Annotated in this window: 24 protein-coding genes; 16 read left to right on the forward strand and 8 right to left on the reverse strand. The window is 74.0% G+C overall.

Annotated elements, in window-relative coordinates; all coding sequences use genetic code 11:
- Positions 1-218: 218 nt before the first annotated feature.
- The gene (locus ACFW1I_RS23620) at positions 219-899 is read right to left on the reverse strand and encodes a bifunctional DNA primase/polymerase (protein ID WP_384673205.1); all 681 of its coding nucleotides are present in this window, start codon (positions 897-899) and stop codon (positions 219-221) included.
- A 291-nt stretch (positions 900-1,190) separates the two neighbouring features.
- Here ACFW1I_RS23620 and ACFW1I_RS23625 point away from each other — a divergent pair, with 291 nt between their 5' ends.
- Together ACFW1I_RS23625 and ACFW1I_RS23630 are read left to right on the forward strand one after the other, a co-directional pair.
- Entirely contained in the window at positions 1,191-2,573 is a 1,383-nt protein-coding gene (locus ACFW1I_RS23625; protein WP_384673207.1) for a transcriptional regulator, read from the forward strand.
- Positions 2,574-2,701: 128 nt separating this feature from the next.
- Positions 2,702-4,168: a hypothetical protein gene (locus tag ACFW1I_RS23630; RefSeq protein WP_384673210.1), complete on the forward strand. Its 1,467-nt coding sequence runs from the start codon at positions 2,702-2,704 to the stop codon at positions 4,166-4,168.
- A gap of 24 nt (positions 4,169-4,192) precedes the next feature.
- Here the strand turns inward: ACFW1I_RS23630 and ACFW1I_RS23635 are convergent, their stop codons facing one another.
- A complete protein-coding gene (locus ACFW1I_RS23635) occupies positions 4,193-5,482 on the reverse strand; it encodes an ABC transporter substrate-binding protein (protein WP_384673212.1) in 1,290 nt (429 codons plus the stop codon).
- 143 nt (positions 5,483-5,625) lie between these two features.
- On the opposite strand from ACFW1I_RS23635, the gene ACFW1I_RS23640 reads away from it, so the two are divergent.
- Together ACFW1I_RS23640 and purU are read left to right on the forward strand one after the other, a co-directional pair.
- Positions 5,626-6,129, forward strand: a complete 504-nt coding sequence (locus tag ACFW1I_RS23640; protein WP_384673214.1) for a hypothetical protein — start codon at positions 5,626-5,628, stop codon at positions 6,127-6,129.
- Between the two features lie 58 nt (positions 6,130-6,187).
- Positions 6,188-7,039, forward strand: a complete 852-nt coding sequence (purU, locus tag ACFW1I_RS23645; protein ID WP_384673217.1) for a formyltetrahydrofolate deformylase — start codon at positions 6,188-6,190, stop codon at positions 7,037-7,039.
- A gap of 435 nt (positions 7,040-7,474) precedes the next feature.
- Here the strand turns inward: purU and ACFW1I_RS23650 are convergent, their stop codons facing one another.
- Positions 7,475-8,677, reverse strand: a complete 1,203-nt coding sequence (locus ACFW1I_RS23650) for a maleylpyruvate isomerase N-terminal domain-containing protein (RefSeq protein WP_384673220.1) — start codon at positions 8,675-8,677, stop codon at positions 7,475-7,477.
- Positions 8,674-9,252 (reverse strand): sigma-70 family RNA polymerase sigma factor, encoded by a 579-nt coding sequence (locus ACFW1I_RS23655; protein WP_319012143.1) that lies wholly within the window; start codon positions 9,250-9,252, stop codon positions 8,674-8,676. The genes ACFW1I_RS23650 and ACFW1I_RS23655 overlap by 4 nt, the downstream gene beginning before the upstream one ends.
- A 206-nt stretch (positions 9,253-9,458) precedes the next feature.
- On the opposite strand from ACFW1I_RS23655, the gene ACFW1I_RS23660 reads away from it, so the two are divergent.
- Positions 9,459-9,908, forward strand: coding sequence for an STAS domain-containing protein (locus tag ACFW1I_RS23660; protein WP_384673222.1), 450 nt, complete (start codon positions 9,459-9,461; stop codon positions 9,906-9,908).
- On the opposite strand, the gene ACFW1I_RS23665 is transcribed toward ACFW1I_RS23660, so the two are convergent.
- A complete protein-coding gene (locus tag ACFW1I_RS23665; RefSeq protein ID WP_384673224.1) occupies positions 9,880-11,406 on the reverse strand; it encodes a class I adenylate-forming enzyme family protein in 1,527 nt (508 codons plus the stop codon). The genes ACFW1I_RS23660 and ACFW1I_RS23665 overlap by 29 nt on opposite strands.
- A 155-nt stretch (positions 11,407-11,561) precedes the next feature.
- Between ACFW1I_RS23665 and ACFW1I_RS23670 the strand changes: the two genes are divergently transcribed.
- The 4 genes from ACFW1I_RS23670 (at position 11,562) to ACFW1I_RS23685 (ending at position 15,533) form a co-directional block, all read left to right on the forward strand.
- Positions 11,562-12,752, forward strand: coding sequence for an amidohydrolase family protein (locus tag ACFW1I_RS23670; protein ID WP_384673226.1), 1,191 nt, complete (start codon positions 11,562-11,564; stop codon positions 12,750-12,752).
- Positions 12,752-13,885: an acyl-CoA dehydrogenase family protein gene (locus ACFW1I_RS23675; RefSeq protein WP_384673229.1), complete on the forward strand. Its 1,134-nt coding sequence runs from the start codon at positions 12,752-12,754 to the stop codon at positions 13,883-13,885. Before ACFW1I_RS23670 ends, ACFW1I_RS23675 begins: the two co-directional genes overlap by 1 nt.
- Positions 13,886-13,893: 8 nt before the next feature.
- On the forward strand, positions 13,894-14,757 hold the full coding sequence (locus tag ACFW1I_RS23680) for an acyl-CoA dehydrogenase family protein (RefSeq protein WP_384673231.1): 864 nt from the start codon (positions 13,894-13,896) through the stop codon (positions 14,755-14,757).
- Positions 14,758-15,086: 329 nt separating this feature from the next.
- Positions 15,087-15,533 carry an ATP-binding protein gene (locus tag ACFW1I_RS23685; RefSeq protein ID WP_384673233.1) on the forward strand — a complete coding sequence of 149 codons (447 nt, stop codon included), beginning with the start codon at positions 15,087-15,089 and terminating at the stop codon, positions 15,531-15,533.
- Positions 15,534-15,702: 169 nt separating this feature from the next.
- Here the strand turns inward: ACFW1I_RS23685 and ACFW1I_RS23690 are convergent, their stop codons facing one another.
- Positions 15,703-16,629 carry a cyclase family protein gene (locus ACFW1I_RS23690; protein ID WP_384673257.1) on the reverse strand — a complete coding sequence of 309 codons (927 nt, stop codon included), beginning with the start codon at positions 16,627-16,629 and terminating at the stop codon, positions 15,703-15,705.
- A gap of 84 nt (positions 16,630-16,713) precedes the next feature.
- Here ACFW1I_RS23690 and ACFW1I_RS23695 point away from each other — a divergent pair, with 84 nt between their 5' ends.
- The 4 genes from ACFW1I_RS23695 (at position 16,714) to ACFW1I_RS23710 (ending at position 20,597) form a co-directional block, all read left to right on the forward strand.
- Complete coding sequence (locus ACFW1I_RS23695; RefSeq protein ID WP_384673236.1) at positions 16,714-17,628, forward strand: SDR family oxidoreductase; 915 nt, start codon at positions 16,714-16,716, stop codon at positions 17,626-17,628.
- A gap of 30 nt (positions 17,629-17,658) precedes the next feature.
- Positions 17,659-18,708 (forward strand): Zn-dependent alcohol dehydrogenase, encoded by a 1,050-nt coding sequence (locus ACFW1I_RS23700; RefSeq protein ID WP_384673239.1) that lies wholly within the window; start codon positions 17,659-17,661, stop codon positions 18,706-18,708.
- 75 nt (positions 18,709-18,783) lie between these two features.
- Entirely contained in the window at positions 18,784-20,013 is a 1,230-nt protein-coding gene (locus tag ACFW1I_RS23705; protein ID WP_384673241.1) for an MFS transporter, read from the forward strand.
- Entirely contained in the window at positions 20,013-20,597 is a 585-nt protein-coding gene (locus ACFW1I_RS23710) for a hypothetical protein (RefSeq protein WP_384673244.1), read from the forward strand. The genes ACFW1I_RS23705 and ACFW1I_RS23710 overlap by 1 nt, the downstream gene beginning before the upstream one ends.
- Here ACFW1I_RS23710 and ACFW1I_RS23715 read toward each other — a convergent pair.
- Positions 20,561-21,541: a GlxA family transcriptional regulator gene (locus ACFW1I_RS23715; RefSeq protein ID WP_384673246.1), complete on the reverse strand. Its 981-nt coding sequence runs from the start codon at positions 21,539-21,541 to the stop codon at positions 20,561-20,563. The genes ACFW1I_RS23710 and ACFW1I_RS23715 overlap by 37 nt on opposite strands.
- 73 nt (positions 21,542-21,614) lie before the next feature.
- Here ACFW1I_RS23715 and ACFW1I_RS23720 point away from each other — a divergent pair, with 73 nt between their 5' ends.
- The 3 genes from ACFW1I_RS23720 to ACFW1I_RS23730 all read left to right on the forward strand — a co-directional run bounded on the left by ACFW1I_RS23720 (position 21,615) and on the right by ACFW1I_RS23730 (position 24,749).
- On the forward strand, positions 21,615-22,868 hold the full coding sequence (locus ACFW1I_RS23720; RefSeq protein WP_384673260.1) for an MFS transporter: 1,254 nt from the start codon (positions 21,615-21,617) through the stop codon (positions 22,866-22,868).
- A gap of 122 nt (positions 22,869-22,990) precedes the next feature.
- Complete coding sequence (locus tag ACFW1I_RS23725; protein WP_384673249.1) at positions 22,991-24,298, forward strand: MFS transporter; 1,308 nt, start codon at positions 22,991-22,993, stop codon at positions 24,296-24,298.
- Positions 24,279-24,749, forward strand: a complete 471-nt coding sequence (locus ACFW1I_RS23730) for a hypothetical protein (RefSeq protein WP_384673251.1) — start codon at positions 24,279-24,281, stop codon at positions 24,747-24,749. Before ACFW1I_RS23725 ends, ACFW1I_RS23730 begins: the two co-directional genes overlap by 20 nt.
- Here the strand turns inward: ACFW1I_RS23730 and ACFW1I_RS23735 are convergent.
- Positions 24,736-25,329, reverse strand: a 594-nt coding sequence (locus tag ACFW1I_RS23735; protein ID WP_384673254.1) for a flavin reductase family protein, incomplete at its 5' end; no start/stop codon positions are given. The genes ACFW1I_RS23730 and ACFW1I_RS23735 overlap by 14 nt on opposite strands.

Below are 25,329 nucleotides of genomic sequence, written 5' to 3' on the forward strand. Positions count from 1 at the left end.
AACCTAGTGTCTGTGAGCTGCCTACGCGACCAGCCACCCCCCACCCCTCCCCCGCGGCGGCCCCCCCCGGTTGTTGCGGGGGGGGCCGCGCCCGTCGGTTCGAACGTTCCGTCAGATGCCTGGTCAGGCATGGTCCGTCAACCCTTCGATGGTTCCCCGTGCACGGCGCTGGTCACGCCTCCGGCCACCCTACGGGCAGGCCCACGGGAAACCCCAGGTCACTGACGGCGGGCCCGCGACTCCGCCGCCTCGCGCCCGCACGCGTACGCGAGCGCGCTGATCAGCTCCTCCGCGTCCGGCAGCCAGCGGTTGGCCGGGGTGGGCCGCCGCGCCCACTGGACCGCGCCCCGGCCGCCGATGCGGGTGGGCGGCGCCGCCACGTAGTGGCCCTCCCCGCGCGTGGCGAGGTCGAGCGAGGCCGGGGTCCAGCCCAGCTTGCGGATCAGGTCGGGGACCTTGGCGGAGGCGCCGGGCAGCACGAAGAAGAACATCCGGCGGTCCGGGGTGCAGGTCACCGGGCCCAGCGTCAGCTCCATCCGCTCCATGCGGGCGAGCGCGAGGAAACCGGCCGCCTCGGGCACCTCGATCGCGTCGAAGGTGCGGCCGGTGGGGAGGAGGATCGAGGACTTCGGCTGCTTCGACCACATGCGGCGGGCGCCGACCGCGCTCCCGGTCGCCAGCGTCGCCCAGTCGGGCTTCACGGCGTGGGCGCCCGGCAGCGGGCAGTCGGCGGTGCCGCAGGAGCAGTGCTCCCGGCCGTCGACGGCTTCCAGCCAGGTCCCCGGGAACACGTCCCAGTGCCGCTCTTCCGCGTACCGCACGGCGCTGTCGAGCAGCTGCTCGCCCCGCTGCTTGGGGATCTGCGCGGCTTCCGTCGTGACTCCGATGGTCTCATCCACGGTGAAGACAACTGCCCCCGTCACCTGGGGTTACGGGCGCGGCGGCGCCGGGGGTGAGGCATCGATCCTGCATGCGGGGCGCATGGGTGCACGCGCGGGGGCGCGCGGGGGACCGGGGAGCGGGGGAGGGGTACGGAAGAGGGCGGGGCGGGCACGCGGCGGGGGCGGGGCGGGGGCCGTGGACCGCCGGCCGACGTGTCCGGTTTCGCGTGTTCACATCGGCATTGACCGGATATCCGCAGGGCAGTGATCACTTCGTGTCCGTACCCGTCCCGTCTGGGGGTTCCACTCATGGCAGCCAGGCCACTCGTGCCGCGACAGCCCAACGAACGGCTCCAGGCGCTCATCCAGGAGGCCGCGTGTTCCAACGCCGGCCTCGCCCGCAGGGTCAACATGGTGGGCGCGGAGCGCGGCCTCGATCTGCGGTACGACAAGACCTCGGTGGCGCGCTGGCTGCGCGGGCAGCAGCCGCGCGGCCGGGCGCCCGGCATCATCGCCGAGGCGATCGGCCGCAAGCTGGGGCGGGCGGTGACGATCGACGAGGTGGGGATGGCCAACGGCCGCAACCTCGCGGCGGGCGTCGGCCTCCAGTTCGCGCCGACCGTGCTCGGCGCCATCGAGCAGGTCTGCGAGCTGTACCGGAGCGACGTGGGCCGCCGCGACTTCCTGACCGGTTCGTCGGTGGCCGCCTCGGCGCTGGTGGAGCCCAGCAGGGACTGGCTGATCGGCGGCGGGGACGCGCAGGTGGCGCGCTCGGCCGGGGCCCGGGTCGGCCGCGCGGACGTGGCGGCGGTGCGGGAGATGACGGCGGCGCTCGTCGACCTGGACCGGCGCTTCGGCAGCGGGCACGTCCGCCCGGTGGTGGTGCACTACCTGGACAGCGTGGTCTCCGGGATGCTGTCCGGCTCGTACCGGGAGGCGGTGGGCCGGGAGCTGTTCGGCGCGGTGGCCCGACTGACCGAGCTGGCCGGGTACATGGCCGTGGACACCGGTGAACCGGGGCTGGCGCAGCGGTACTACATCCAGGCGCTGCGGCTGGCGCAGGCGGCCGGGGACCGCGGCTACGGCGGCTATGTGCTGGCCGCGTCGATGAGCCACCTGGCGGCGGAGCTCGGGAACCCGCGGGAGATCACCCAGTTGGCGCGCGCCGCGCAGGAGGGGACGCGCGGCGGGGTGCCGCCGCGGGCCGAGGCGATGTTCCTGGCGGCGGAGGCGCGCGGGCACGCGCTGCTCGGGGACGTGCGGGCCTTCGAGTCGGCGGCGGGGCGGGCGGTACGCGCGCTGGAGGCGGCCGATCCGGAGGCGGGCGACGACCCGGTGTGGATCGCGCACTTCGACGGCGCGTATCTCGCGGACGAACTGGCGCACTGCTACCGGGACCTGGGGTACGCGGACGCGGCGGTCCGGGCGGCGCAGGAGTCGCTGGCCGGGCATCCGGAGGCGCGGGCGCGGCGGCGGGCGATCGGCCTGGCGCTGCTCGCGGCGGCGCGGGTGCAGCAGCGGGAGATCGAGGAGGCGTGCCGCGCCGGCACGCGCGCGCTCGAACTGCTCGGCGGGCTGCGGTCGTCGCGCGGGGCGGAGTACCTGGAGGACCTGAGGGACCGCCTGGAGCCGTTCGCGGGCGAGCCGGTGGTCCGGGAGTTCGAGGCGCGTCTGGAGGTGCACGCGGCCTGAGGGGAGGGCCCGCGGGGCGGTTCCGTTCCGTGCGAGGGGTGTTACCGGGCTCACACGTGTGTGCGGAGCCATGGACGCACCCGGTAGCGTGAGCCGACGATTCCGTAGGTTTATCAGTAGGAGTCCCGGTGACGCAGAACGGACAGGGTCCGGAGCAGGGGGGCGCGCAGGCGTGGGGCGGCGCCTGGGGGCCCGCGGGCGCCCAGGCCCAGCCGGGCGGGCAGCCGCTGCCCCCCGCGCAGCCGCTGCCGCCCGAGGCGCCGCCCGCCGGTGATCTCCAGGCCACGCAGTACATAGCGCCGGTGCCGCCGCAGCCGCAGGGCGCCCCGATGCCGCCGGCCGGTCCGCCGGCCGGCTACGGCTATCCGCCGCCGGTCGCCGCCCACGGCGCCGACATGCAGGCGACCCAGCACATCGCACCCGTGCCGGGGGGCGTGCCGCCGGTGGGTCCGCCCGCCGGGTACGGCTATCCGCCGCCGGTCGCCGACCTGCAGGCCACCCAGCACATCGCGCCCGTGCCGCCGCAGGCGGGCCCGGGCGGCGGCGCGCAGACCCAGTTCCTGGGGACCGGCCGGCTGCCGCAGCCGCCGGCCCCGGCGGGCGCCTCGGACGCGACGCAGTACATGGCGCCGGTGCCGGGCGGTCCCGTGCCGGGTGGTCCCGTGCCGGGTGGTCCGGTTCCGGGCGGCCCCGTGCCCGGTGGGCCCGTGCCCGGCGGTCCCGGTGCGTCGCAGCCGCCCGCGGAGTTCGACAGCCTCTTCCGGGACTCGGCGCCGGCGCAGCCCGCGCCCCCGGCGTACCAGCAGCAGGCCCCGGCCCCGTACCAGCAGCACCCGCCGCAGCACCCCCAGCCGCAGCAGCAGTACGGCTACCAGGGCGGGGGCGGCTACCAGGCGCCGGGCGGCCACCAGGACGCGTACTACTACGACGACGAGCCGGAGCCCTCGCGCCGGAAGTCGCCGGTCGCGCTGATCGCGGCCGTGGTGGTCGGCTGCGCGATCGTCGGTCTCGGCGTGGGCGCCCTGCTCAGCAGCGGCGACGACGAGAAGAAGCCGACGGCCGGGACGAGCGTCGCCCCCAGTTCGCAGGCGCCCGCGACGGGCGACGGCGCCTCCCCGGCGCCGGAGAAGCAGGACGACCCGGCGGAGCCGCAGGCGCGGGAGCTGGACAAGCTCCTCGCCACCAGCAACGACAGCCGGGACACGGTGATCAGCTCGGTCGAGTCGATCAAGCAGTGCAAGAACCTCGACAAGGCCGCCGCCGACCTGCGCGGCGCGGCCGAGCAGCGCCGGAGCCTGGTGACCAAGCTGCAGACGCTCAAGGTCGACAAGCTCCCGGACAACCAGGCGCTGACGTCGGCGCTCACGCGCGCGTGGCAGGCGTCGGCCGCGGCCGACGACCACTACGCGGGCTGGGCCGACCAGATGAAGGCGAAGAACGCCTGCAAGGGCGGCAAGGCCAAGACCACCAACCGGCTGAAGGCGGCCAGCGACGAGAGCGCCGAGGCGACCAAGGCCAAGAAGGAGGCGGCCGGGCTGTGGAACCCGACCGCCGGGAAGTACGGGCTGACGAAGCGGTCCGCCACCCAGCTGTAGGGGCCGGGAGGCGGACCGGGCGGGTCAGCCGCCGCTGCTGACGGTGGGGCCGACATCGACGAAGCCGGGCTTCTGGGCGACGAGCCGGCCCTTCCGGACCACCTGGAACGTCACCTCGTGGTTGACGATCCGGGGGAAGTCCGGGGCGCCGAGCAGGTCCTCGTACATCCAGCGCAGCTTCGGCGTGAGGCCGCCGGTGTCCACCTGGGTGCCCCGGTCGAGGGCCTCGGTGATGCGGGAGGACGTGATCGTGTCCTTGTCGAGGGACTCGATCACCTCCTTGAGGACGGTGTAGGCGATCCAGGTGGTCTGCACGCCGGTGTCGGTCGGGTCGACCCGGTTGTCGGCGAAGGCGTGCTCCTGGATGACCTTCCGCATCGGGTCCCAGCTCTTGTCGTCCGCCTCCGGGTACCAGCCGGTGACGTACGCGCCCTCGAAGGGGCTGCGGGCGCCGCCGGTGCGGTCGATGACGGGCTGGCCGACGCTGCCGAGGACGGAGGAGATCCGCACGGACTCCGCGGCGTCGTCCTCGCCGTCCGCCGCCTGGGCGCCGCCGGCGGCCTTCGGCAGGCGGCGGAAGGAGTCGAAGAAGGTCTGGGTCCGCTCGCCGAGGACGGCGGCGACGCAGCCGTCCTCGGTGCCCGCCTTGTCCCGGGCGCTGGCGGCCTGCTCGGTGTACTCGGTGGCGTCCTCGACGGCCGGGATGTCGACGGCGCCGCGCTTGCTCGCCTTCTTCAGGCCCGCGTCGAGGAGCTTGGGCAGCCGGTCGCCGGCGAGGGTGTCGGGGCGGACCAGCGAGACCTTGCGGCAGTCCTCGGCGAGCTGCATGCCGTGCCCCGCGATGAGCGAGGCGAGGCCGCCGTTGACGGGGTACGAGAGGTGGCTGGTGAACTCGTCCTCGGTGAGGCCGTAGCCGCCGATGTACGGGATGCCGGCCGCTTCGAGGGGGGCCATGAAGGCCCGGCCGTTCTGGCTGTACGAGCCCACGACGGCGACCGCGTTCTCGCGGACCGCGCGGCGGGCGCACGCGGCGGCGCCGGCCGGGGTGTTCTCTTCGTTGCAGGTGAGGACGCGCAGTTCGTGCCCGTCGATGCCGCCCTGGGAGTTCACCCAGCGCGCGTACGCCTGGGCCATGGCGGGCATGCCGGGCATGTTGGTCGCACGGGTCTGGTCAGGAGCCCAGGTCATCACCGTGACGGGCTCCCTGGAGCCCCCCGTGGCACCAGGGAGCACGCCACACCCGGTGAGGATCGACGCGCCGGCCGCCGCGGCGGTGACGGACGCGAGGAGTGAGGACAGTCGCCTACCGGTCATGAGCACGCACGATTCCGGCCCAGGGGTAACGCGGGAGTGTGGGGCGTTCAACGGTGGGTGACACGGAGGTGAATTACGGGGGTCGGGGCGCCTAAGGGGAGGGGCCGAGTCCGGTTGTCGGTGGCGAACCGTACGATCGAGCGATGTCCAGTTCCGTCCCCGGTCCGGTTAACTCTTCCCGTCGCGGCCGTCGCTCCTCCACCATGGGCGGCATGCCGCTCAACGACATGCCGTGGTGGCGCTGGCGCACCAATGTGCGCTCGGCGCTGCACATGCTCTCCGATCCCGGGTTCCACCGGTCCGTCTGGCTCGCCGGCCAGGAGGGGTACGGGGACGTCACCGACGCCGTCTACCGGCTCGTCGAGGACACCTGGCTCGACAACTGGTCCGCCGAGCGCTACGTCGGCGCGATCTTCCGGGACTCCACCGAGGCCCAGCTCGTCGACGTCGCCGTCCTGCGGGTGCTGCGGATCCTCCACCAGGTCGGGCCCGACGCGCCCTTCTCCGCCTACCAGGAGCACCCCGGCTGGCCCGAGGCCGTCCACGCGGCCCGCGAGGCGCACGTCCGGCTCGCGACCGCCGACGGGGACGACCCGGACGCGCCGCCGCGCTCCCTGGACGTCCTCAGCATCCTCACGCGCGCGTGACGTTCCGCTGGGCGGACGGAGGTACGGGGCGGGCCGCGCGGTGTGGCACGCTGTCCGGATGACCGACCAGTATGTCCTCACCATCTCGTGCCCGGACAAGCAGGGCATCGTGCACGCCGTGTCGAGCTACCTCTTCATCACCGGATGCAACATCGAGGACAGCCAGCAGTTCGGAGACCGCGACACCGGTCTCTTCTTCATGCGGGTGCACTTCTCGGCCGAGGCGCCGGTGACCGTGGAGAAGCTGCGGGCGAGCTTCGCGGCGGTGGGCGACTCCTTCCAGATGGACTGGCAGATCCACCGCGCCGACGAGCGCATGCGGGTCGTGCTGATGGTCTCGAAGTTCGGCCACTGCCTGAACGACCTGCTCTTCCGGTCCTCCATCGGCGCGCTGCCGGTCGAGATCGTCGCCGTCGTCTCCAACCACACCGACTTCGCGGAGCTCGTCGCCTCGTACGACATCCCCTTCCGGCACATCCCCGTGACGAAGGACACCAAGCAGGCGGCGGAGGCGGAGCTGCTGGCGCTCGTCGAGGAGCAGAACGTCGAGCTGGTCGTCCTCGCGCGCTACATGCAGGTCCTGTCGGACGACCTCTGCAAGGCGCTCTCCGGCCGGATCATCAACATCCACCACTCCTTCCTGCCGAGCTTCAAGGGCGCCAAGCCGTACCACCAGGCGCACGCGCGCGGCGTGAAGCTGATCGGGGCGACGGCGCACTACGTGACGGCGGACCTCGACGAGGGGCCGATCATCGAGCAGGAGGTCGAGCGGGTCGGTCACGAGGTCACCCCCGACCAGCTCGTCGCGATCGGCCGCGACGTCGAGTGCCAGGCGCTGGCGCGCGCGGTCAAGTGGCACGCCGAACGCCGCATCCTCCCCAACGGCCGCCGCACCGTCATCTTCGCGTAACCCCCACCACCGCCGCCGCCGTCGTGGGCGCCGCGCCGCTCCGTTGTGGGCAATCGTTCCGCTGGGGCGGAACGGGTGGGCACAACGGAACGGCACCGTTAGCGGTGCCTCCGCGCCCTGTGCCTGGACCCGCACCGCATGTGCGCCGTGCGCGGGGTGCGGGTTCAGGCGCGGGAGCCTAGGCCCGGCGGACGGGCGCCGTTCCGTGTGCCCACCCTCCCCCAAGCTCTCGGCTTCGCTCGAGCAGGGGGGACCCCCATCGCCCCTTGCAGAACGCCTGCCCACACGGAGGACCAGCCAGCGGCGCCGCCCAGAAGCCGGGCCGGCGCGTCAGCCGGGCGTGAGGGTGGGCACCGCCCTGCGGGACGCCTGCCCACACGGAGGGTCGGCGGACGGCGCCGTCCCGAAGGCGCGCCCGGTGCGGAAGTCGGTGGGTTACAGGCGGCTCAGGGAGGCGGCGGCTGAGAGGACGTCCTGGATGGCTTCTCGGTCGCCGTCCTGACCCGCCGCCGCCTCCTGAGGGGAGATGTGGCCCGCAAGGAGCTGGCAGAACTCGACGCCGTCCATGGCGACCTGGGCCACGACGTGGTCGGGGGAGCCGAGGGCCGCGGGGGAGTCCAGCGCGATGTACCAGTGGCCGCCGCCCGCGCCCTCCACCTCCAGGTGGAGCGAGCGGCCGGGGGCGCCCGCCGCGACCAGGTGGCGGGGCGGGGCCGCGCGGCCGGTGCGGCGGCGGTGGGCGACCGCCGCCGGGAGGAGCCGGGCCGCCAGGTCGATCATGCCGTGCAGGTGCGGCCCGCTCGGCGGGTCGTACGGATAGGCCACCGCGTTCGCGATGTCGTCCGCGTGGACCCAGCACTCGAAGGCCCGCTCCAGGAGCGCGTCCTTGAGGGGCAGCGCGAAGTCGCCGTAGGTGACCGTGAGGTCGGAGACACCGCGGCCCGCGAACGACACCGTCCGGACGAGCGCGTGGCTCTGGTCCCGCCACGGCTCCCGCAGCGACCGGTTCGGCGGGCGGTCGAGGGACTCCCAGAACAGCTCGGTCCGCTCCGTCGGCGACAGCTCGGGCACCTCGGGACCGAGCGGGTCGTCGAGACCGAGCGCGCCGGACACCAGGCCGTCCACCGCGAGGAGGTGGCCGATCACCCCGGCGACGGTCGACTTCCGCCGCACCAGCCGGTCGTCCTCGTACCACTTGAGCCGGACCGGCGCGTGCCACTCGGACTCGCCGATGTCCCGCAGCAGCGCGTCCAGCCGCGCCGTCTCGGCGTCGTACGGGTTCGCCCACGCGGGCACGGGGATGCGGGCGGGGCGCCGGCCCAGGCAGTTCTCCAGGACCCGCGACCGCAGCAGCGGGTCGAGGTCCAGGTCCCGGTCCTCGTGCAGCAGCGTCACCGCGTCCCGCAGCCGCAGCGCCTCGTCCGCGCACGGCGCGCACGCGGTGAGGTGGTCCTCGACGGCCCGGGTCTCCGCGGCCGAACACGCCGACAGTGCCCAGGCCCCGAGGAGGGACTTGAGCACCGTGTGGGAGAGCAGCAGGGGCGGCGACAGGTCCGCGTGGTCGTCGGCGGCCTCCCGAGGGCCCGGTATCCGGGCGGCGCGTGCGAGGTCGTCGTCCTCGCCGTTCGCCCCCGTCACAGCGCCCGCCCGTAGCCGCCCGGCGGTCCGTCGAGGGGCCGGGTGTTCGCGGTGGACAGCAGCTGGAGTCCGAGCCGCAGCCGGCGCCGCGCCTCCTCGTGGCTGATCGACAGGTCGGCGGCGGTCTGGCGGTAGTCCCGCCGTTGGAAGTACGCCAGTTCGAGCGCCTTGCGGAGCGGGGCCGGCATGGAGGTGACGATGTAGTCGGCGCGGGCGGCGGCGGAGGCCCGGCGCACCTTGGCCTCCAGCTCCTCCGCCGAGCCGACGCCGGTCTCCGCGTACGCCGTCGCCTCGGTCTGCCGCAGCCGGTTCACGGCCTGCCGCTGGGTCAGCCGGGCGACCCAGGAGCGCAGATTGCCCTGCCGGGGGTCGTACGCCTCGGGGTTCTCCCAGATGGCGAGGAAGACCTCCCGGGTGACCTGGTCGGCGGCCTGGTCGTCGTCGAGGACCCGGTGGGCGAGGCTGTGGACGAGGGAGGCGAAGCGGTCGTACAGCTCGCCGAGGGCGGCGGCCTCGCCGCGCGCGAGCCGCTGCTGCATCCTGCGGTCCCAGCGCGGTGGTGTGTCGTTCGCCATCCGAGCCCTCCACCTTCCGCTTCCGCTGCCGTGCCTCGCCCGCCGTCGGTCCCTGCCCCGTCCGTCCACCCCAAACTAATGCGACCGGCCGACAACGCACGCAGGTTTGCCGCAAGTGCGGCGTTCACGCGGGAGCGGATGGTAAGGAAAGCGTCATACCCGGCGCCGGTGGTTTCGGCCGGACGCCCCGGGGCAGGCGCCCGTCCGTGACGACGATCGAGGCCGACGAGGACGACCGAGGCGGATGGACCGTGCTGCGCCTGCGCGGCGAGCTGGACCTGGTGACCTCGCCCCGGATACGGCGGCGGGTGCACGACGCCGTCGCCGCCGGGCGGCACGACCTCGTCGTCGATCTGTCCGGGGTGCGGTTCTGCGACTCCAGCGGCATCGGCGTGCTGGTCGCCGCCCGCCGGCTGCTGCGCTCCTGCGGCGGGCGGCTGCGGCTGGTGCTGCCCGAGGCGGAGGAGAGCCAGGGCCATGTGACCCGGGTCTTCGCCGCGCTCGGCGTGACCCGCCTCTTCGAGGTGTACGAGGACGTGCCGGCGGCCCTGGCGGGCGAGGCGCCCGCCGCGCCGCCGGTCCCGGCGCCCCGCTCGGGACCGGACCCGACCGCCCCGCTGCCGCGCCCTACCCCGCTGCCCCGAACCGCTCCCTGAGCTTGTACTTGAGGACCTTCCGCAGCGTCTCGTTGCGCGGCAGGGCGTCCACGACCTCCAGCTGCTCCGGCAGCTTGTGGACGGAGAGCCCGGCCGCGCGCAGGAAGGCGGTGAGGTCCGGCAGGGTCAGCGGCGGGGCGCCCTCCGGCTGTTCGACGACGGCGCAGACCCGCTCGCCGCGCTCGGCGTCCGGAAGGCCGATGACGGCGGCGTCGCCGACGGCCGGGTGCTCGTGGAGGAGGTCCTCGATCTCCTTGGCCGAGATGTTCTCGCCCTTGCGGATGATGATGTCCTTCACCCGGCCGGTGAGGACGAGGTGGCCGCTGGGGGTGAGGTGGCCGACGTCGCCGGTGATGAGGAAGCCGTCCTCGTCGAAGGCGGCGGCGGTCTGCGCCGGGTCGAGGTAGCCCCGGCAGACGGCCTCGCCCCGGAGCCGTATCCCGCCGTCGTCGGTGACGCGGATCTCCATCGCGGCGGGCGGGCGGCCCTCGGTGGTGGCGAGGTGGTCGGCGGTGTCCTCGGGGTCGCCCATGGTGATCATGGGGACCTCGGTCATGCCGTAGCCGTGGGTGAGCTGGCAGCCCAGCTCCTTGCGGACCGCGTGGTAGACCTCGGGCGGCTTGGGCGCGCCGCCGCCGGCGAGCAGCCGCAGGGTGGGGATGACGGGTTCGCCGGGGTTCTTGCGCTGTTCGGCGAGGAACATCGAGTAGAAGGCGGTGGAGCCGCCGGCGACGGTGACGCCGTGGCGGCGGTACTCGGCCAGCGACTCGGGCAGCGCGAAGTGTTCGAGCATCACGGCGGGGAAGCCGTACAGCAGCAGCATCACCGTGTAGTCGGGCCCGGCGATGTGCGCGTACGGGAAGGCCATGGAGCCGACGTCCTCGGCGGTGAGGCGCAGCGCGTGGGCGAGGCAGGCGCCGCCGGCGAGCAGCGAGCGGTCGGTGTGCAGGACGCCCTTGGGGTCGGAGGTGGTGCCGGAGGTCCAGTAGATCCAGCGGACGTCGGTGCCGGAGGCGGGCGGCGGGGGCAGGACGGCCGGGTCGCCGTCGGGCAGGCTCTCGGGGGCGTACGCCTCGAAGATCCCGCGCGCGCCGAGCCGCCGGGCCATCCCGGTGTGGTCGAAGCCGCGCCAGACGCCGGGGACGGCGAAGTACTCGGCCCCGGACTCGCGCAGCGCGAAGCCGACCTCCTTGTCCCGGTAGAACGGGATGACGGGGGTCTGGACGGCGCCGAGGCGGGCGAGCGCGAAGGAGAGCACGGCGGTCTCGATCCGGGTGGGCAGCTGCCAGGCGACGACCGTGCCGGGCCGGACGCCCATGGCGTACAGCCCGGCGGCGCAGCGCTCGGCGCGGTCGCGCAGCCCGCCGAAGGTGAGGACGCGGTCGCCCTGGAGGAGGACGGGCCGGTCGGGGGTGAGGCCGGCGCGGCGTTCGACGAGCTCCCAGAGGGTGCGGGACTCGCCCAGCGCCAGGGCCTGTGCGGTTTCGGTCGAGGTCACCGGGGCCTCCATTCCGTGCGGGATCTCCGACGGCTCTTCTGACTGCCCGTCAGATCGTGCGGAGAGCGTAGAGGGCCGGTCCTTGTCGGTCCAGACCCCCGGGGTTAGCCTGACCTCATCGGGATCTGACGATCCATCAGATAACTGGAGGGGTCATGACCGAACTGCCCCGCATCATCAGCGTCGACGACCACGTGATCGAGCCCGCCCACCTCTTCGACACCTGGCTCCCCGCGAAGTACCGCGACCGGGGGCCCAAGGCGCTCACCGCCGGCATCGGCGAGCTCGCCTACGTCGGCGGCAAGTACCAGATCACCATGGACCCGGACGGCCCGCCCACCGACTGGTGGATCTACGAGGACCTGAGGTTCCCGTACAAGCGGAACATCGCGGCCGTCGGCTTCGACCGGGACGACATGACCCTGGAGGGCATCACCCGCGAGGAGATGCGCCGCGGCTGCTGGGACCCCAAGGCGCGCCTCGCCGACATGGACCTCAACCACGTCGAGGCCTCGCTCTGCTTCCCCACCTTCCCGCGCTTCTGCGGGCAGACCTTCGCCGAGGCGCACGACAAGGAGGTCGCCCTCGCGTGCGTGCGCGCGTACAACGACTGGATGGTCGAGGAGTGGTGCGGCGACAGCGCCGGCCGGCTCATCCCGCTCTGCATCATCCCGCTCTGGGACATCGACCTCGCCGTCGCCGAGATCCGCCGCAACGCCGCCCGCGGGGTGAAGGCGGTGACCTTCTCCGAGATCCCGACCCACCTCGGACTGCCGTCGATCCACTCGGGGTACTGGGACCCGTTCTTCGCCGTCTGCCAGGAGACCGGCACGGTGGTGAACATGCACATCGGCTCCAGCAGCCAGATGCCCGCCGCGTCCCCCGACGCCCCGCCCGCCGTCCAGGCCAGCCTCAGCTTCAACAACGCGATGGCCTCGATGATGGACTTCCTCTTCAGCGGGGTCCTGGTGAAGTTCCCCCGCCTGAAGCTCGCCTACAGCGAGGGCCAGATGGGGTGGATCCCGTACGCCCTGGAGCGCGCCGACGACGTGTGGGAGGAGCACCGCGCCTGGGGCGGCGTCCGCGACCTCGTCCCCGAGCCGCCATCCACCTACTACTACCGGCAGATCTACTGCTGCTTCTTCCGCGACAAGCACGGCATCGCCTCGCTGGACGTGGTCGGCCGCGACAACGCCACCTTCGAGACCGACTACCCGCACGTCGACTCCACCTTCCCGCACACCAAGGAGGTCGCCCTCGACCACGTCCGGGGCCTCGACGACGAGACCGTCTACAAGCTGATGCGCGGCAACGCCATCCGCATGCTCGACCTGGGCATCGTCTGATGGACCTCTCCTACAGCGAGGCCGAGGAGGAGTTCCGGGGCCGGCTGCGGGAGTGGCTGGCCACCGAGCTCCCCCGGCTGCCGGAACGGCCCGACCCGCTCGACTGGCCGGGCCGCCGGGCGTACGACTGCGGCTGGCAGCGGCGGCTCTACGACGCCGGGTACGGGCACGTGCACTGGGACGCCTCGCCCACCCAGCGGCTGATCTTCCTGGAGGAGACCGAGCGGGCCGGCGCGCCCTACGTCGGCGCCAACTTCGTCGGCCTCCTGCACGCCGGGCCGACCATCGCCGCCGAGGGCACCCCCGCACAGCGCGCGCGCTGGCTGGAGCCGGTGCTGCGCGGCGACGAGGTCTGGTGCCAGGGCTTCAGCGAGCCCGAGGCCGGCTCCGACCTGGCCTCGCTGCGGACGAAGGCGGTACGGGACGGGGACGCGTACGTCGTCACCGGGCAGAAGATCTGGACCTCGCACGCCGAGGTCGCCGACTGGTGCGAACTGCTCGTCCGCACCGACCCGGACGCGCCCCGGCACCGGGGCATCAGCTGGCTCGCGCTGCCCATGGACGCGCCGGGGGTGACGGTCCGGCCGCTGCGGACGCTCGCCGGGTCCACCGAGTTCGCGGAACTGTTCCTCGACGAGGTGCGGGTGCCGGTCGCGAACCGGGTCGGGGAGGAGAACGACGGCTGGCGGGTCACCATGGTCACCCTCTCCTTCGAACGCGGCACCGCGTTCGTCGGCGAGGTCGTCGCCTGCCGCCGCCTGCTCGGCGAACTCGCCCGTACGGCACGGGAGAACGGCCGCTGGGACGACCCCGCCCTGCGCCGCCGCCTCGGCCGGCTCGCCGCCGGGTTCCAGGCGCTGTGGCGGCTCACCCAACGGAACGTCAGCGAGGCGCAGGCCACCGGCGGCGTCCCCGGCGTCGGCGGCTCCGTCTTCAAGCTGCACTACTCGCACGCGCGCCAGGAGCTGTACGACGCCGCCGCGGAGGTCCTCGGCCCCGACGCGCTCGACCTCGGGCGGGAGTGGAACCTCGACCGGCTCTCCTCCCTCTCGTACACGATCGCCGCCGGCACCAGCCAGATCCAGCGCAACATCGTCGCCGAGCGGATCCTCGGCCTGCCGAAGGGACGGTGAACCGGACCGTGGACTTCCGACTGAGCCAGGACCAGCGGGACCTCGTACGGGGGGTACGGGAGCTGCTCGCGGGCCGCTTCGGGCGGGACGCGCTGCGGGCGGCCGTCGACGAGCCCGGGCGGCTCGACCGGGGGCTGTGGAAGGAGCTCGGCGAGGTCGGCTTCTTCGCGCTGCGGCTCCCGGAGGACGAGGGCGGGGTGGGGCTCGGACTGCCCGAGGCGGTGCTGCTCTTCGAGGAGGCGGGGCGGTGGCTCGTGCCGGGGCCGCTGGTCGCCACGGAGGGGGCGGCGGGGTCCGTGCCGGGCGCGGCGGAGGGCACGGCGGTCGTCACGCAGGTCTCGCCCGAGGGGCTGGTTCCCTGGCTGGACGCCGCCGACGTGGTGCTGGGCGACGCGACCGGAGCCGTGTCCGTGCGGTCGGTCGATCCGCTGACGCCGCTGCACCGGGTCCCCGGCACCGGGGCGTGGGCGCCGGAGGCCGTACTCCTCACCGCCGCCGAGCAGGTGGGCACCGCCGCCTGGGCCACCGACGCCGCCGTCTCCCACGCCCGGCGGCGGGAGCAGTTCGGACAGGCCATCGGGGGGTTCCAGGCGGTGAAGCACCTGTGCGCCGGGATGCTCGTGCGGACCGAACTGGCCCGGGCCGCCGTGCACGCCGCCGCCGTGACCGCCGATCCGGTCGAGATCGCCGGGGCCAAGCTGCTCGCCGACGAGGCGGCCGTCTCCAACGCCCGGGACTGCCTCCAGGTGCACGGCGGGATGGGGTTCACCTGGGAGGCGGACGTCCATCTGCACCTGAAGCGGGCCTGGGTGCGGGCCGCGCTCGTGCTGCCGGCGGACCGGGCGGCGGAGGAGGTGGCCGCGGCGCTCTGAACCCCGCCCGACCGGGCCCGAACTGGTGACGGAGCGTGTTCGAATCCGGGGCGCAGGTCGATATCGGGTTGTGTCCTTCGGGGGGTCGTCACGGGCCGGAGTCGGGGTTCGGCTCCGGTACTCTCCGTGGGATGCGAGTGCTTGTGAGCCCGGGTCGCGCCCCGCGTTCGACTCCCCGCCGCGTGCGTCGCACAGTATGGACCACGCGTACTCCTTCGCGCTGGAATATGCCCGAAGCGCTTGTTGCGGTGACTGTACGTCAACCATGCTGTCTCACAAGGGAATCACGTTCCGTAAAGGTGTGTCCGCCGGTTCGGATGGTGTGAACGGTGCAGGTGCTTCAGGTTCAGTTGGAGGTCGGGCCGGACCCGGCGGAGGTGGGGCGTGCGCGCAGGTGGGCCCGGAAACGGCTGGCCGGTTCCGGGATAGGGGACGACGAGCCGCTGGCGGAGACGCTGGTGCTGCTCATCTCCGAGCTGGTGACCAACGCGGTGGTGCACACCGGCTGTCCCGCCGTGCTGCGGATGCTCTTCGCGGCCGAGGGCGGCGTGCGGGTCGAGGTCGCCGACCGCAGCGAGCTGCCGCCCCGGCCCCGGCACGCCGCCGGGGAGGACACCAACGGGCGCGGTCTGGAGCTGGTCGACGGCCTCGCCGACCGGTGGGGCTGGCAGCCCGAGGGGGCCGGCAAGAGCATCTGGTGCGAGGTGGACCGCACGCCCGCGGCGCCCGCGCCGGTCGGCGGCGGCGTGGTGTCACCCGGACGGATGCACTGTTGACGGTTCGTTCCGTTTTGCCCACCCTGGGGTGAGCGATTCGTGGTGAGGGGAGCCGAGGGCCGTGCGCCCTCGGCGTGTGCGGGTCGTGGCCGGGTGGCGGCGGTCCGTGCCGTGCTCGGGGCGCCTGCGGGCGCGCCGCCACCCGTGAGCCGTACCCCGGAGGAATCCGTCAGAGGATCGCGACCGGCGCCACCGGCGTTCCCGTGCCGCCGACGAAGGGTTCCGGCATGGCGGAGAGCAGGAAGCTGTAGCGGCCCTCTTGTTCACAGGCTGTGGACAACTCTTCGAGGTTCCAGTTCTGGCCCTGCAGCATCCCCATCTCGACCAGGTCCAGCGCGTGCACGCCCAGCCACAGGTCCTCGATCTCCGGCGGGAAGATCTCGAAGGTGAGGGTGTCGTTGGCGACGGCCGCGACGTCCCGCGCGTGGAACCACTCGGGCGTGCGGATCGAAAGGCCGGGTGACGGGAACGCGTACCCGTGCCGGTCCCCGGCCAGGTACAGCCGGATCTGCCCGGTCCGTACGAGGACGATGTCGCCGGCCCCCACCGTCACCCGCCCGTACTCCGCCGCCTCGTCCAGGTCCTCCGGGGTTACTGCGTGGTCGCCCGGCAGCCGGTCCACGCCCTTCGCCGCCGCCACGTCGAGCAGCACCCCGCGCCCGACGACGTGCCGGGCCGTGTGGATGCCGCTGAAGGCGGCCCGGCCGTGCGGGGTGATCGTGTCGGCGGGGCGGCCGTTGTAGATCCGGCCCGAGTGCGAGGCGTGGGTGAGGGCGTCCCAGTGGGTGCCCGCCTGGAGGCCCAGGGTCACGGCGTCGTCGCTGGTGGCGACCGTGCCCGGGCCGAAGAGCTCCTGGTTGACCTGGACCATGACGTGGAGCGGATTGATCCGGCCCGGGATCATCCCGGTCTGCACGCCGTCCTGCTTCAGGTCCACGGCGAGCGGGACGCGGCGGCCGGTGCGGATGCCGGCGGCGGCCTCCCGGACCGCCGCGTCGGAGATCAGGTTGAGCGTCCCCAGCTCGTCGTCCCGGCCCCAACGGCCCCAGTTGTTCACGCGCTTGGCGATCTCGTGGAAAGCGGCGGGGAGGGACATCGGGGCCTCCGGGGTCTTGTTTTCCGGCATCTGACGACCCATAGAATCTAACGGACCGTCAGAAACTGCGGGAAGGGGCCGGAGATGGGGAACTTCTTGGCGGGCAAGGTCGTCGCCGTGACCGGGGCGGGACGCGGCATCGGCCGCGCGGTCGCCCTCGCGTGCGCCGCCGAGGGGGCGAAGGTCGTCGTCAACGACTACGGCGTCTCCATCGAGGGCGGCGAGCCGACCAGCGAGGTCGCCGTCGGCGTCGTCAAGGAGATCGAGGCCGCCGGCGGCACCGCGGTCGCCGTCGCCGACGACATCTCCACCATGGCGGGCGGACAGCGGCTCGTCGACGTGGCCCTCGCCGAGTACGGGCGGATCGACGGGGTCGTCTGCGTCGCCGGCATCCTGCGCGAACGGATGCTCTTCAACATGACCGAGGAGGAGTGGGACCCCGTCGTCGCCACCCACCTCAAGGGCACCTTCACCGTCTTCCGCGCCGCCGCCGCCGTCATGCGCGCACAGGGCTCGGGCACGCTGATCGGCTTCACCAGCGGCAACCACCAGGGCTCCGTCGCCCAGGCCAACTACTCCGCCGCGAAGGGCGGGATCATCTCACTGGTGCGCAGCGCCGCGCTCGGCCTGCACAAGTACGGCGTCACCGCCAACGCGGTCGCCCCCGTCGCCCGCACCCGGATGTCCGCCAACGTCCCCATGGAGCTCAAGGAGATCGGCGAGCCCGAGGACGTCGCCGCCCTCGTCGTCTACCTGCTCAGCGACCGCGCCCGCGCCGAGTCGATCACCGGGCAGGTGTACACGATCGCCGGACCCAAGATCGCGGTCTGGGCGCAGCCCAGGGAACTGCGCGCCGGATACGCGGAGGGCGGGGCGTGGACGCCGGAGCGCATCGCCGACTTCCTGCCCGGCACGGTCGGCGTCGACCCGATGCCGATGCTGGCCCGGCTGGAGGAGATGGCCCGGGCGGCCGCGGCCGGGGACCGACCGAACCAGTAGTCCAGGCTCCGAGGAGAGGGAGGGACCGCCGTGCGCGGTGTGGTGTTCGACGGGAAGAGCGTCGAGGTCGTCGCGGATCTGGAGGTGCGGGACCCGGGACCCGGCGAGGTGCTGGTGGGGATCCGGGCGGCCGGGCTCTGCCACAGCGACCTGTCCGTCATCGACGGGACCATCCCGTTCCCGCCGCCCGTCGTGCTCGGGCACGAGGGCGCCGGGGTCGTCGAGGCCGTCGGGGAGGGGGTGGGCCACGTCGCGGTCGGCGACCACGTGGCGCTCTCCACGCTCGCCAACTGCGGGGCCTGCCCCGACTGCGACACCGGCCGGCCCACCATGTGCCGGAAGGCGATCGGGATGCCGGGGCGGCCGTTCTCCCGGCAGGGCAGGCCGCTCTTCCAGTTCGCGTCCAACTCGTCCTTCGCCGAGCGGACGATCGTGAAGGCCGTACAGGCCGTGAAGATCCCGGAGGACGTGCCGTTCACCTCGGCGGCGCTGCTCGGCTGCGGCGTCCTCACCGGCGTCGGAGCCGTACTCAACCGGGCGAAGGTGGCTCGCGGCGAGACCGTCGTCGTCATCGGCGCCGGCGGGATCGGGCTCAACGTGATCCAGGGCGCCCGGATCGCGGGCGCGACGACGATCGTCGCCGTCGACACCAACCCGGCCAAGGAGGAGCTCGCCCGCCGCTTCGGCGCCACGCACTTCCTCGGCTCCGCCGACGGCGTCCGCGAGGTGCTGCCCACCGGCGCCGACCACGTCTTCGAGTGCGTCGGCCACACCGGCCTCGTCCGGACCGCGATCGACCTCCTCGACCGGCACGGACAGGCCGTGCTGCTCGGCATGACCGCGCCGAAGGCGGAGGCGAGCTTCCCGCCCGCCGCGATGTTCCTCGACAAGTCGATCCTGGGCTGCCGGTACGGCTCCTCCCGCCCGCAGAAGGACATCCCGCTCTACGCCGGGCTGTACCGCACCGGCGCCCTCCTCCTCGACGAACTCGTCACCGCCGCCTACCCGGTGGAGGAGTTCGACCGCGCCCGCGAGGAGGCGGAGGCGGGGAAGGTCGCCCGGGGCGTGCTCGTCTTCTAGGGAGTGTCTCCTGGATCAGGCCGGGGCCCGTTTTCCGGATGCGGCCGGTGAACGGCCGCCAGTACGGTCGGGCGCATGTCCTACCGCGAGCTGGCGACCCGTCCCGTCCTCACCTGGTGCGCCGTCACCACCGCCGCCCGGATGCCGGTGGCGATGGCGCCGCTGGCGCTGGTCTTCCTGGTGCGGGAGCGGCCCGGCGGATACAGCCTCGGGGCGGTCCTCGCCGCCGTGTACGTGGTGGGGGAGATCGTCGCCGCGCCGGTCCTCGGGCTGCGGATGCGGGCCGAGCGGGCCCGCCCGCAGATGGCGGCCGGACTGGCCGTCGGGGCGGCCGGGTTCGCCGGGCTCGGGCTCGCGCCCGGGGCGGATCCGGTGCTCCTCGGCGTGCTCGCGTTCCTGGCGGGGGCCGGGCCCGTCGCCGTCTCCGCCGGGCTGCGCGCCCTGCTCACCAGCATGGTGGAGGAACGGTCCGTCACCCAGGCGCTGAGCCTGGAGTCCATGCTCACCTTCGGCATCTGGGCCGCCGCCCCCGCGCTGACCACCGGGCTCGCCCTGGGCGCCGGCCCCGCCGTGCCGCTGCTGCTCCAGGGCGGCCTCATGGCGCTCGGCCTCGCCGGGCTGTGGCTGCTGCCCGCCGGCTGGGCCGCCGAGGCGCAGACCAAGGACCGGGCGGCCCGGCGGGCCCTGCTCGCCGCCTGGCCCGTGTACGTGCTGGGCGCCGCTTCGCTGACGCTCCTCGCCCTCGCCGAACTGATCCTCCCCGCCCTCCTCGAACAGCGCGGGATCGGCATCGGCTGGGCGGGCCCGCTCCTCGCCGGCTTCTCGATCGGCTCGGTCGCCGGATCCTTCCTGTACGGGCTCCGCCCCGACTGGCCCGGGCCGCTCGCGGTGCAGTCGCTCGTGCTCGTCCTCGGGGTGACCGCCGGAGTGGCGCTGGTGGCCCTGCTGCCCGGCGCCCTCGCCATCGGCGCCGCACTGATCGCGGCCGGCCTGCTCCAGGCACCGGCCATGCTCACCCGGAACCTGGCGCTGCGGCGGGCGCTGCCGCCGTCGGCGCTGGCCGCCGGCTACTCGATGATGTACGCGGCCGTCGGCGCCGGTTACGCCGCGAGCGGCACCCTCGCGGGCGGCCTGCTGAAGGTGGTGGCGCCGTCCACCGCCATCCTGTGGGGCGTCGGCCTGACGCTCGTGCTCGTGGCCGTCGGCGCGGCCGGCGAGCGGAGCCTCGTACGGAACCGGGAGCGCGAGGAGCGACGTCCGGAGCAGGAGAAGTCCGTACGCGCCCTCGACGTGAGGAACCCCTGATGGCACTCCGCAGGCCGCCGGCCCTGCTCGTCCCCCTCGCCCTCGTGCCCCTGCTGGTGGCCGGGTGCAGCGACGCCCCGAAGTCGCCGGACGAGCCGCCGGTGGCGGCCACCGAGGAGCAGCTGCCGGACCCGGCCGTCGTGGAGGAGACCGAGACCGAGAGCGCGGAGGAGGCACAGGAGCGGCGCGCCCAGGAGGCCGTCGGCTCCATGGACGACCCCGGGTTCGTCGAGGGCGGCAGCTCGCCGGCCGCGGAGGGCGCGCACCTGCGCTCCGTGCTGGAGCGGGGCGGCACGTACCGGCTCTCCGTCGCCTGTGTCGGGACGGGGGCGGTGAAGGTCGTCGTCACGGGCCACGGCGATCCGGCGACCGTGCCGTGCGACGGCGTCCCGGTCGGCCGCCGGATCGCGAACGCCCCGGCGGAACTGCCGGTTGCGATCACCCCGGTGGGCGCGGCGACCGGCACGGTCGCCTGGCAGATCGACTCCGTCGACCTCGACGGGGACACGTCCGGGACCCCCGCCGCCCCGGACGAGGACGACGACGATCAGGACAAGAGGCCCGGGCGGAAGGTGCGCCGGTAGGCGGTCGGCGTGACGCCGATCGCGGTCATCAGGTGGACCCGGAGCGACTGGGCCGTGCCGAAGCCGGAGTCCTGGGCCACCCGGTCCACCGGCAGGTCGCTGGTCTCCAGCAGGTGCCGGGCCCGCTCGACCCGCTGCTGGGTGAGCCACTGACCGGGGCTGATGCCGACCTCGTCGCGGAAGCGGCGGGTGAAGGTGCGGACGCTCATCGCCTCCCGCTCGGCCAGGTCCCGCAGCTGGATCGGCTCGTGCAGGTGCGCCAGCGCCCACGCGCGGGCCGCGGTCGTGGTGTGCGTACCGGAGTCCGGCACCGGGCGGGCGATGTACTGGGCCTGGCCGCCGTCCCGGTGCGGCGGGACGACCGTGCGGCGGGCCACCTCGTTGGCGACCGCCGAGCCGTGGTCGCGGCGCACGATGTGCAGGCAGAGGTCGAGCCCGGCGGCGACGCCCGCCGAGGTGAGCACGTCGCCGTCGTCGACGAAGAGGACGTCGGCGTCGACCCGGACCGTCGGGAACAGCCGCTGGAAGTGGTCGGCCGACGCCCAGTGGGTGGTCGCCGGGCGCCCGTCGAGCCAGCCCGCGGCGGCGAGCACGTACCCGCCCGTGCAGATGGCGACGAGCCGCGTCCCCGGCCGGACGTGCGCGAGGGCGGCGGCCAGCTCGTCGGTGAGCCGGCCCTCCTCGTAGACCGGCCCCAGCTCGTACGAGGCCGGCACGACGACCGTGTCCGCCGTGGCCAGCGCCTCCGGTCCGTGCTCCACGTGCACGGCGAAGTCCGCGTCCGTCTGCACCGGCCCCGCCGCCGTCGCGCAGGTGACGATCTCGTACAGCGGCCGCCCCGCGGAGTCCTTGGCCCGGCCGAAGATCCGGTGCGGGATGCCCAGCTCGAAGGGGAGCAGCCCGGGCAGGGCGAGGACGACGACGCGGTGGGGGCGGTGCGGCACGGGCTCTCCCTCGGGGAATTCGGTGGTGGTCCAGACCACGTGGTGGTACGACTGGCTGCCCGTGACGGACAACATGCGCAAGGACAGCACGTACAAGTCTGAGGCCGCCGCGCGGATTCCGGTGCCGGTCGCGCCGCCCGCCCTCTGGAACCGTAACTTCCGGCTCTTCTTCACGGCCAGGGCCGTCGCCGTCCTCGGCGAGGGGATGGTCCCCGTCGCCTTCGCCGCCGGACTCCTCGGCGCCGGCCGCCCCGGCTCCTCCGTCGGCTACGCGCTCGGCCTGTGGACCGCCGCCTTCGCCGTCTTCGTCCTCTTCGGCGGTGTCCTCGCCGACCGCTTCACGGCCCGCCGCATGATGATCACCGCCGATCTGCTGCGGCTGCCCGGCGCCGCGCTCCTCGCGGTCGCGTTCGCGGTGGGCAGCCCGCCGCTGTGGGCCGTGTACGCGCTCTCCGTCGTCGCCGGCGTCGGCGCTGCCCTCTTCCAGCCGGGCGTCGCCTCGACCATCCCGCGCATCGCCCCCGACGTGCAGCGCGCCAACGCCGTCCTGCGGGTGGTGGAGGCGCTGATGACGATGGCGGGCCCGGCGCTCGCGGGCCTCCTCGTCGCCGCCTGGAACGCGGGCGCCGCCTTCGCCGCCAACGCCGCCACCTTCGCCGTCAGCGCCGTCTGCTTCCTGCTGATGCGGATCCCGCCGGCCCCGCCGGGTGGACGCGTGCGCGGCTCGTTCGGCTCCGAACTCGCCCTCGGTTGGCGGGAGTTCCGCGCGCGGAGCTGGCTGTGGGGGGTCATCGCCATCTGGACCGTGTACGGGCTGACGGTCGCCGGCCCGATGGTGCCGCTCACCGCGAGCCTGGTCACCGGCGGGCACGGCTCCGCCGTGTACGGGGCGCTGATGGCGGTCAACGGCGCCGGCAGCGCGCTCGGCGGCCTCCTCGCCCTCCGCGTCCGCCCCCGCCGCCCCCTGGCCTCCGGCGCCGTCGCCCTTCTCGGCCTCCCGGTGAACCTGGCGCTCCTCGGCCTCGGCGCGCCGGTCGCCGCGCTGGCGGCCGGACAGTTCGTGGCGGGCACGGCCTTCGCCTTCTGGCTCGTCATGTGGTCCACCGCGGTCCAGACCCACGTGCCGCAGGAGTCCCTGAACCGCATGCACGCCTACGACGTGGCCGGATCCCTCCTGATGATGGGCGTCGGCCGCGCGCTGTCCGGACCGGTCGCCGGACTGGTCGGCCCGGAGGCGGTCCTGCTCGCGGGCGCGGGGATCGCGGTCCTGGTGGTGACGGCGCTGCTGGCGGTCCGGCCGATCAGGGAGCTGCCCCGGATGCCCTAGGGGCGGCGGTGACCCGCTGCCCCGGATGCCCCAGGGGCGGCGGTGACCCGTGGCCCGATCCTTTGGAAAGCTGACAGTCGGGCCAATGGTGGGGCCGGGGCGCGGCCGGGATGCTCGGTGGCATGGCCCAGACAACGGAGCACCGACCCTCCGCCCCCACCCGCCCTCCCCGCACCCCGCGCGTCCACCGCGCCTGGTCCGTCGCCGCGGTCACCTTCGTCACGATCATCGGCGCCGCCGCCTTCGCCTCCCTGCCGGGCCTGCTCATCGAACCGCTGCACGCCGAGTTCGACTGGTCGCGCGGCACCATCGGCCTCGCCGTCTCCGTCAACCTCGCCCTCTACGGCCTCACCGCCCCCTTCGCCGCCGCCCTCATGGACCGCTTCGGCATCCGCAAGGTGGTGGCGGTGGCCCTGTCGGTGATCGCGCTCGGCTCCCTGCTCACCGTCTGGATGACGGCGGCGTGGCAGCTGGTCCTCTACTGGGGCCTCCTCGTCGGCCTCGGCAGCGGCTCCATGGCCCTCGCCTTCGCCGCGACCGTCACCAACCGCTGGTTCACCGCCCGCCGCGGCCTCGTCACCGGCATCCTGACGGCGGCCGGCGCCTCCGGCCAGCTCGTCTTCCTGCCGCTCCTGTCCTGGCTGGTCGAGCACCACGGCTGGCGCCCGGCCGCCGTGACGACCGCCCTCGCCGCGCTCGCCGTCGTCCCGTTCGTCTGGCTGCTGCTCCGCGACCACCCGGCGGACGTCGGACTCGCCCCGTACGGCGGGGAGTACGCCGACAAGCCCGCCCCCGTCACCGGCGCCGCCCGCCGCGCGGTCACGGTGCTGTTCAAGGTCGCCCGAACCGGCCCCTTCTGGCTCCTCGCCGGCACCTTCGCGATCTGCGGCGCCTCCACGAACGGCCTGGTCAAGACCCACTTCGTGCCCGCCGCCCACGACCACGGCATGCCGGTGACCGCCGCCGCCGGACTCCTCGCCGTCATCGGCGTCTTCGACGTCGTCGGCACCATCGCCTCCGGCTGGTTCACCGACCGCTTCTCCCCGCGCCGGCTGCTCGCCGTCTACTACGCGCTGCGCGGGATCTCGCTCCTCTTCCTGCCGATGCTGCTGGCCCCCTCGATCCACCCCCCGATGATCTTCTTCATCGTCTTCTACGGCCTCGACTGGGTCGCCACCGTCCCGCCCACCATCGCGCTGTGCCGCGAGCACTACGGCGAGGACTCCGCGATCGTCTTCGGCTGGGTCCTCGCCTCCCACCAGGTCGGCGCCGCCGCCGTCGCCTTCGCGGGCGGCGTCGCCCGCGACGTCTTCGGCTCCTACGACGTCGTCTGGTACGCCTCGGGCGCCCTGTGCGCGGCGGCCGCCCTCATGGCCCTCGTCATCCGCCGCCCCCGGCATGATGGAGCCCATGGGGAGCTGGAGAAGTAGGCCGTGGCTGCTGTGGGCACTGCTGGCGGTGCCCGCGGCGGCGACGATCGCCGGGGTGGGGACGTACACGGGGGTCCTGGGGCCGGAGGACCCGCCGAAGCCGGGGAGGGCCGACCTGGTGGGGCGGTACGAGGACGGGGAGGGGGGTGTGGTGACGCTGAGGGCGGACGGGACGGCTGTGCTGTCGGAGGTCAAGTACATGGCCGAGTACACGGAGGCCGACGGTTCCGGGTACGCCGTCCCGAAGTGGTGCCATGACCAGGACGCGAGGTGGGCGTTCAGCGAGTCCCGCCCGCGCTGGAGTGACGAGGTGCACATCGGTTCCGACTGCGACGCCGGGGTGAACTGGATGCAGTGGGACGTGGTCGGCTCTCCGTCCGAGCCGGAGATCGTCTACTACGCGGGGACCCTGGGGAACCCGCGCGACCGTCGCGTCCTCACCCGCCGCTGAACCCCCCGAACCGCCCCCGGTGGAACAGCAGCGGTTCGCCGCCGTCCTGCACCGCGTCCAGCGCCTCCACCCGGCCGACCACGATGAGGTGGTCGCCGCCGGTGTGGACGGCGGTGATCGTGCAGTCGATCCAGGCGGGCACCCCGGCCAGCCGCGGCGCGCCGGTGACGGGCGCGGGGGACCACTCCACGCCCGCGAACTTGTCGGCGCCGCTGACCGCGAACGCCCGGCACAACGGCCCCTGGTCGGCGCCGAGGATGTTGACGCAGAAGGTGCCGGCGGCGGCGATGCGGGGCCAGGTCGTCGAGGTCCTGGCGACCATGAAGGCCACGAGCGGCGGGTCGAGCGACAGCGAGGCGAAGGACTGGCAGGCGAAGCCGGTCGGCCCGGCGTCGCCGGTGGTGGTGACGAGGGTGACACCGCTCGCGAAGTGGCCCAGTACGCGCCGGAACTCCGCCGGGTCGAGGGGCGCCCGCTCGTCCTCGCGCACGGCCCGCCGGGCGGGCCGGGGGGGGGGGTCGGGGGCCGTGGGGGCCCCGGCCGCGCGGCGGGGGCGGAGCGCGCGGGGCGCCCACCCCCC

It is taken from the genome of Streptomyces sp. NPDC058955, assembly GCF_042741435.1.
Taxonomy (GTDB): Bacteria; Actinomycetota; Actinomycetes; order Streptomycetales; family Streptomycetaceae; genus Streptomyces.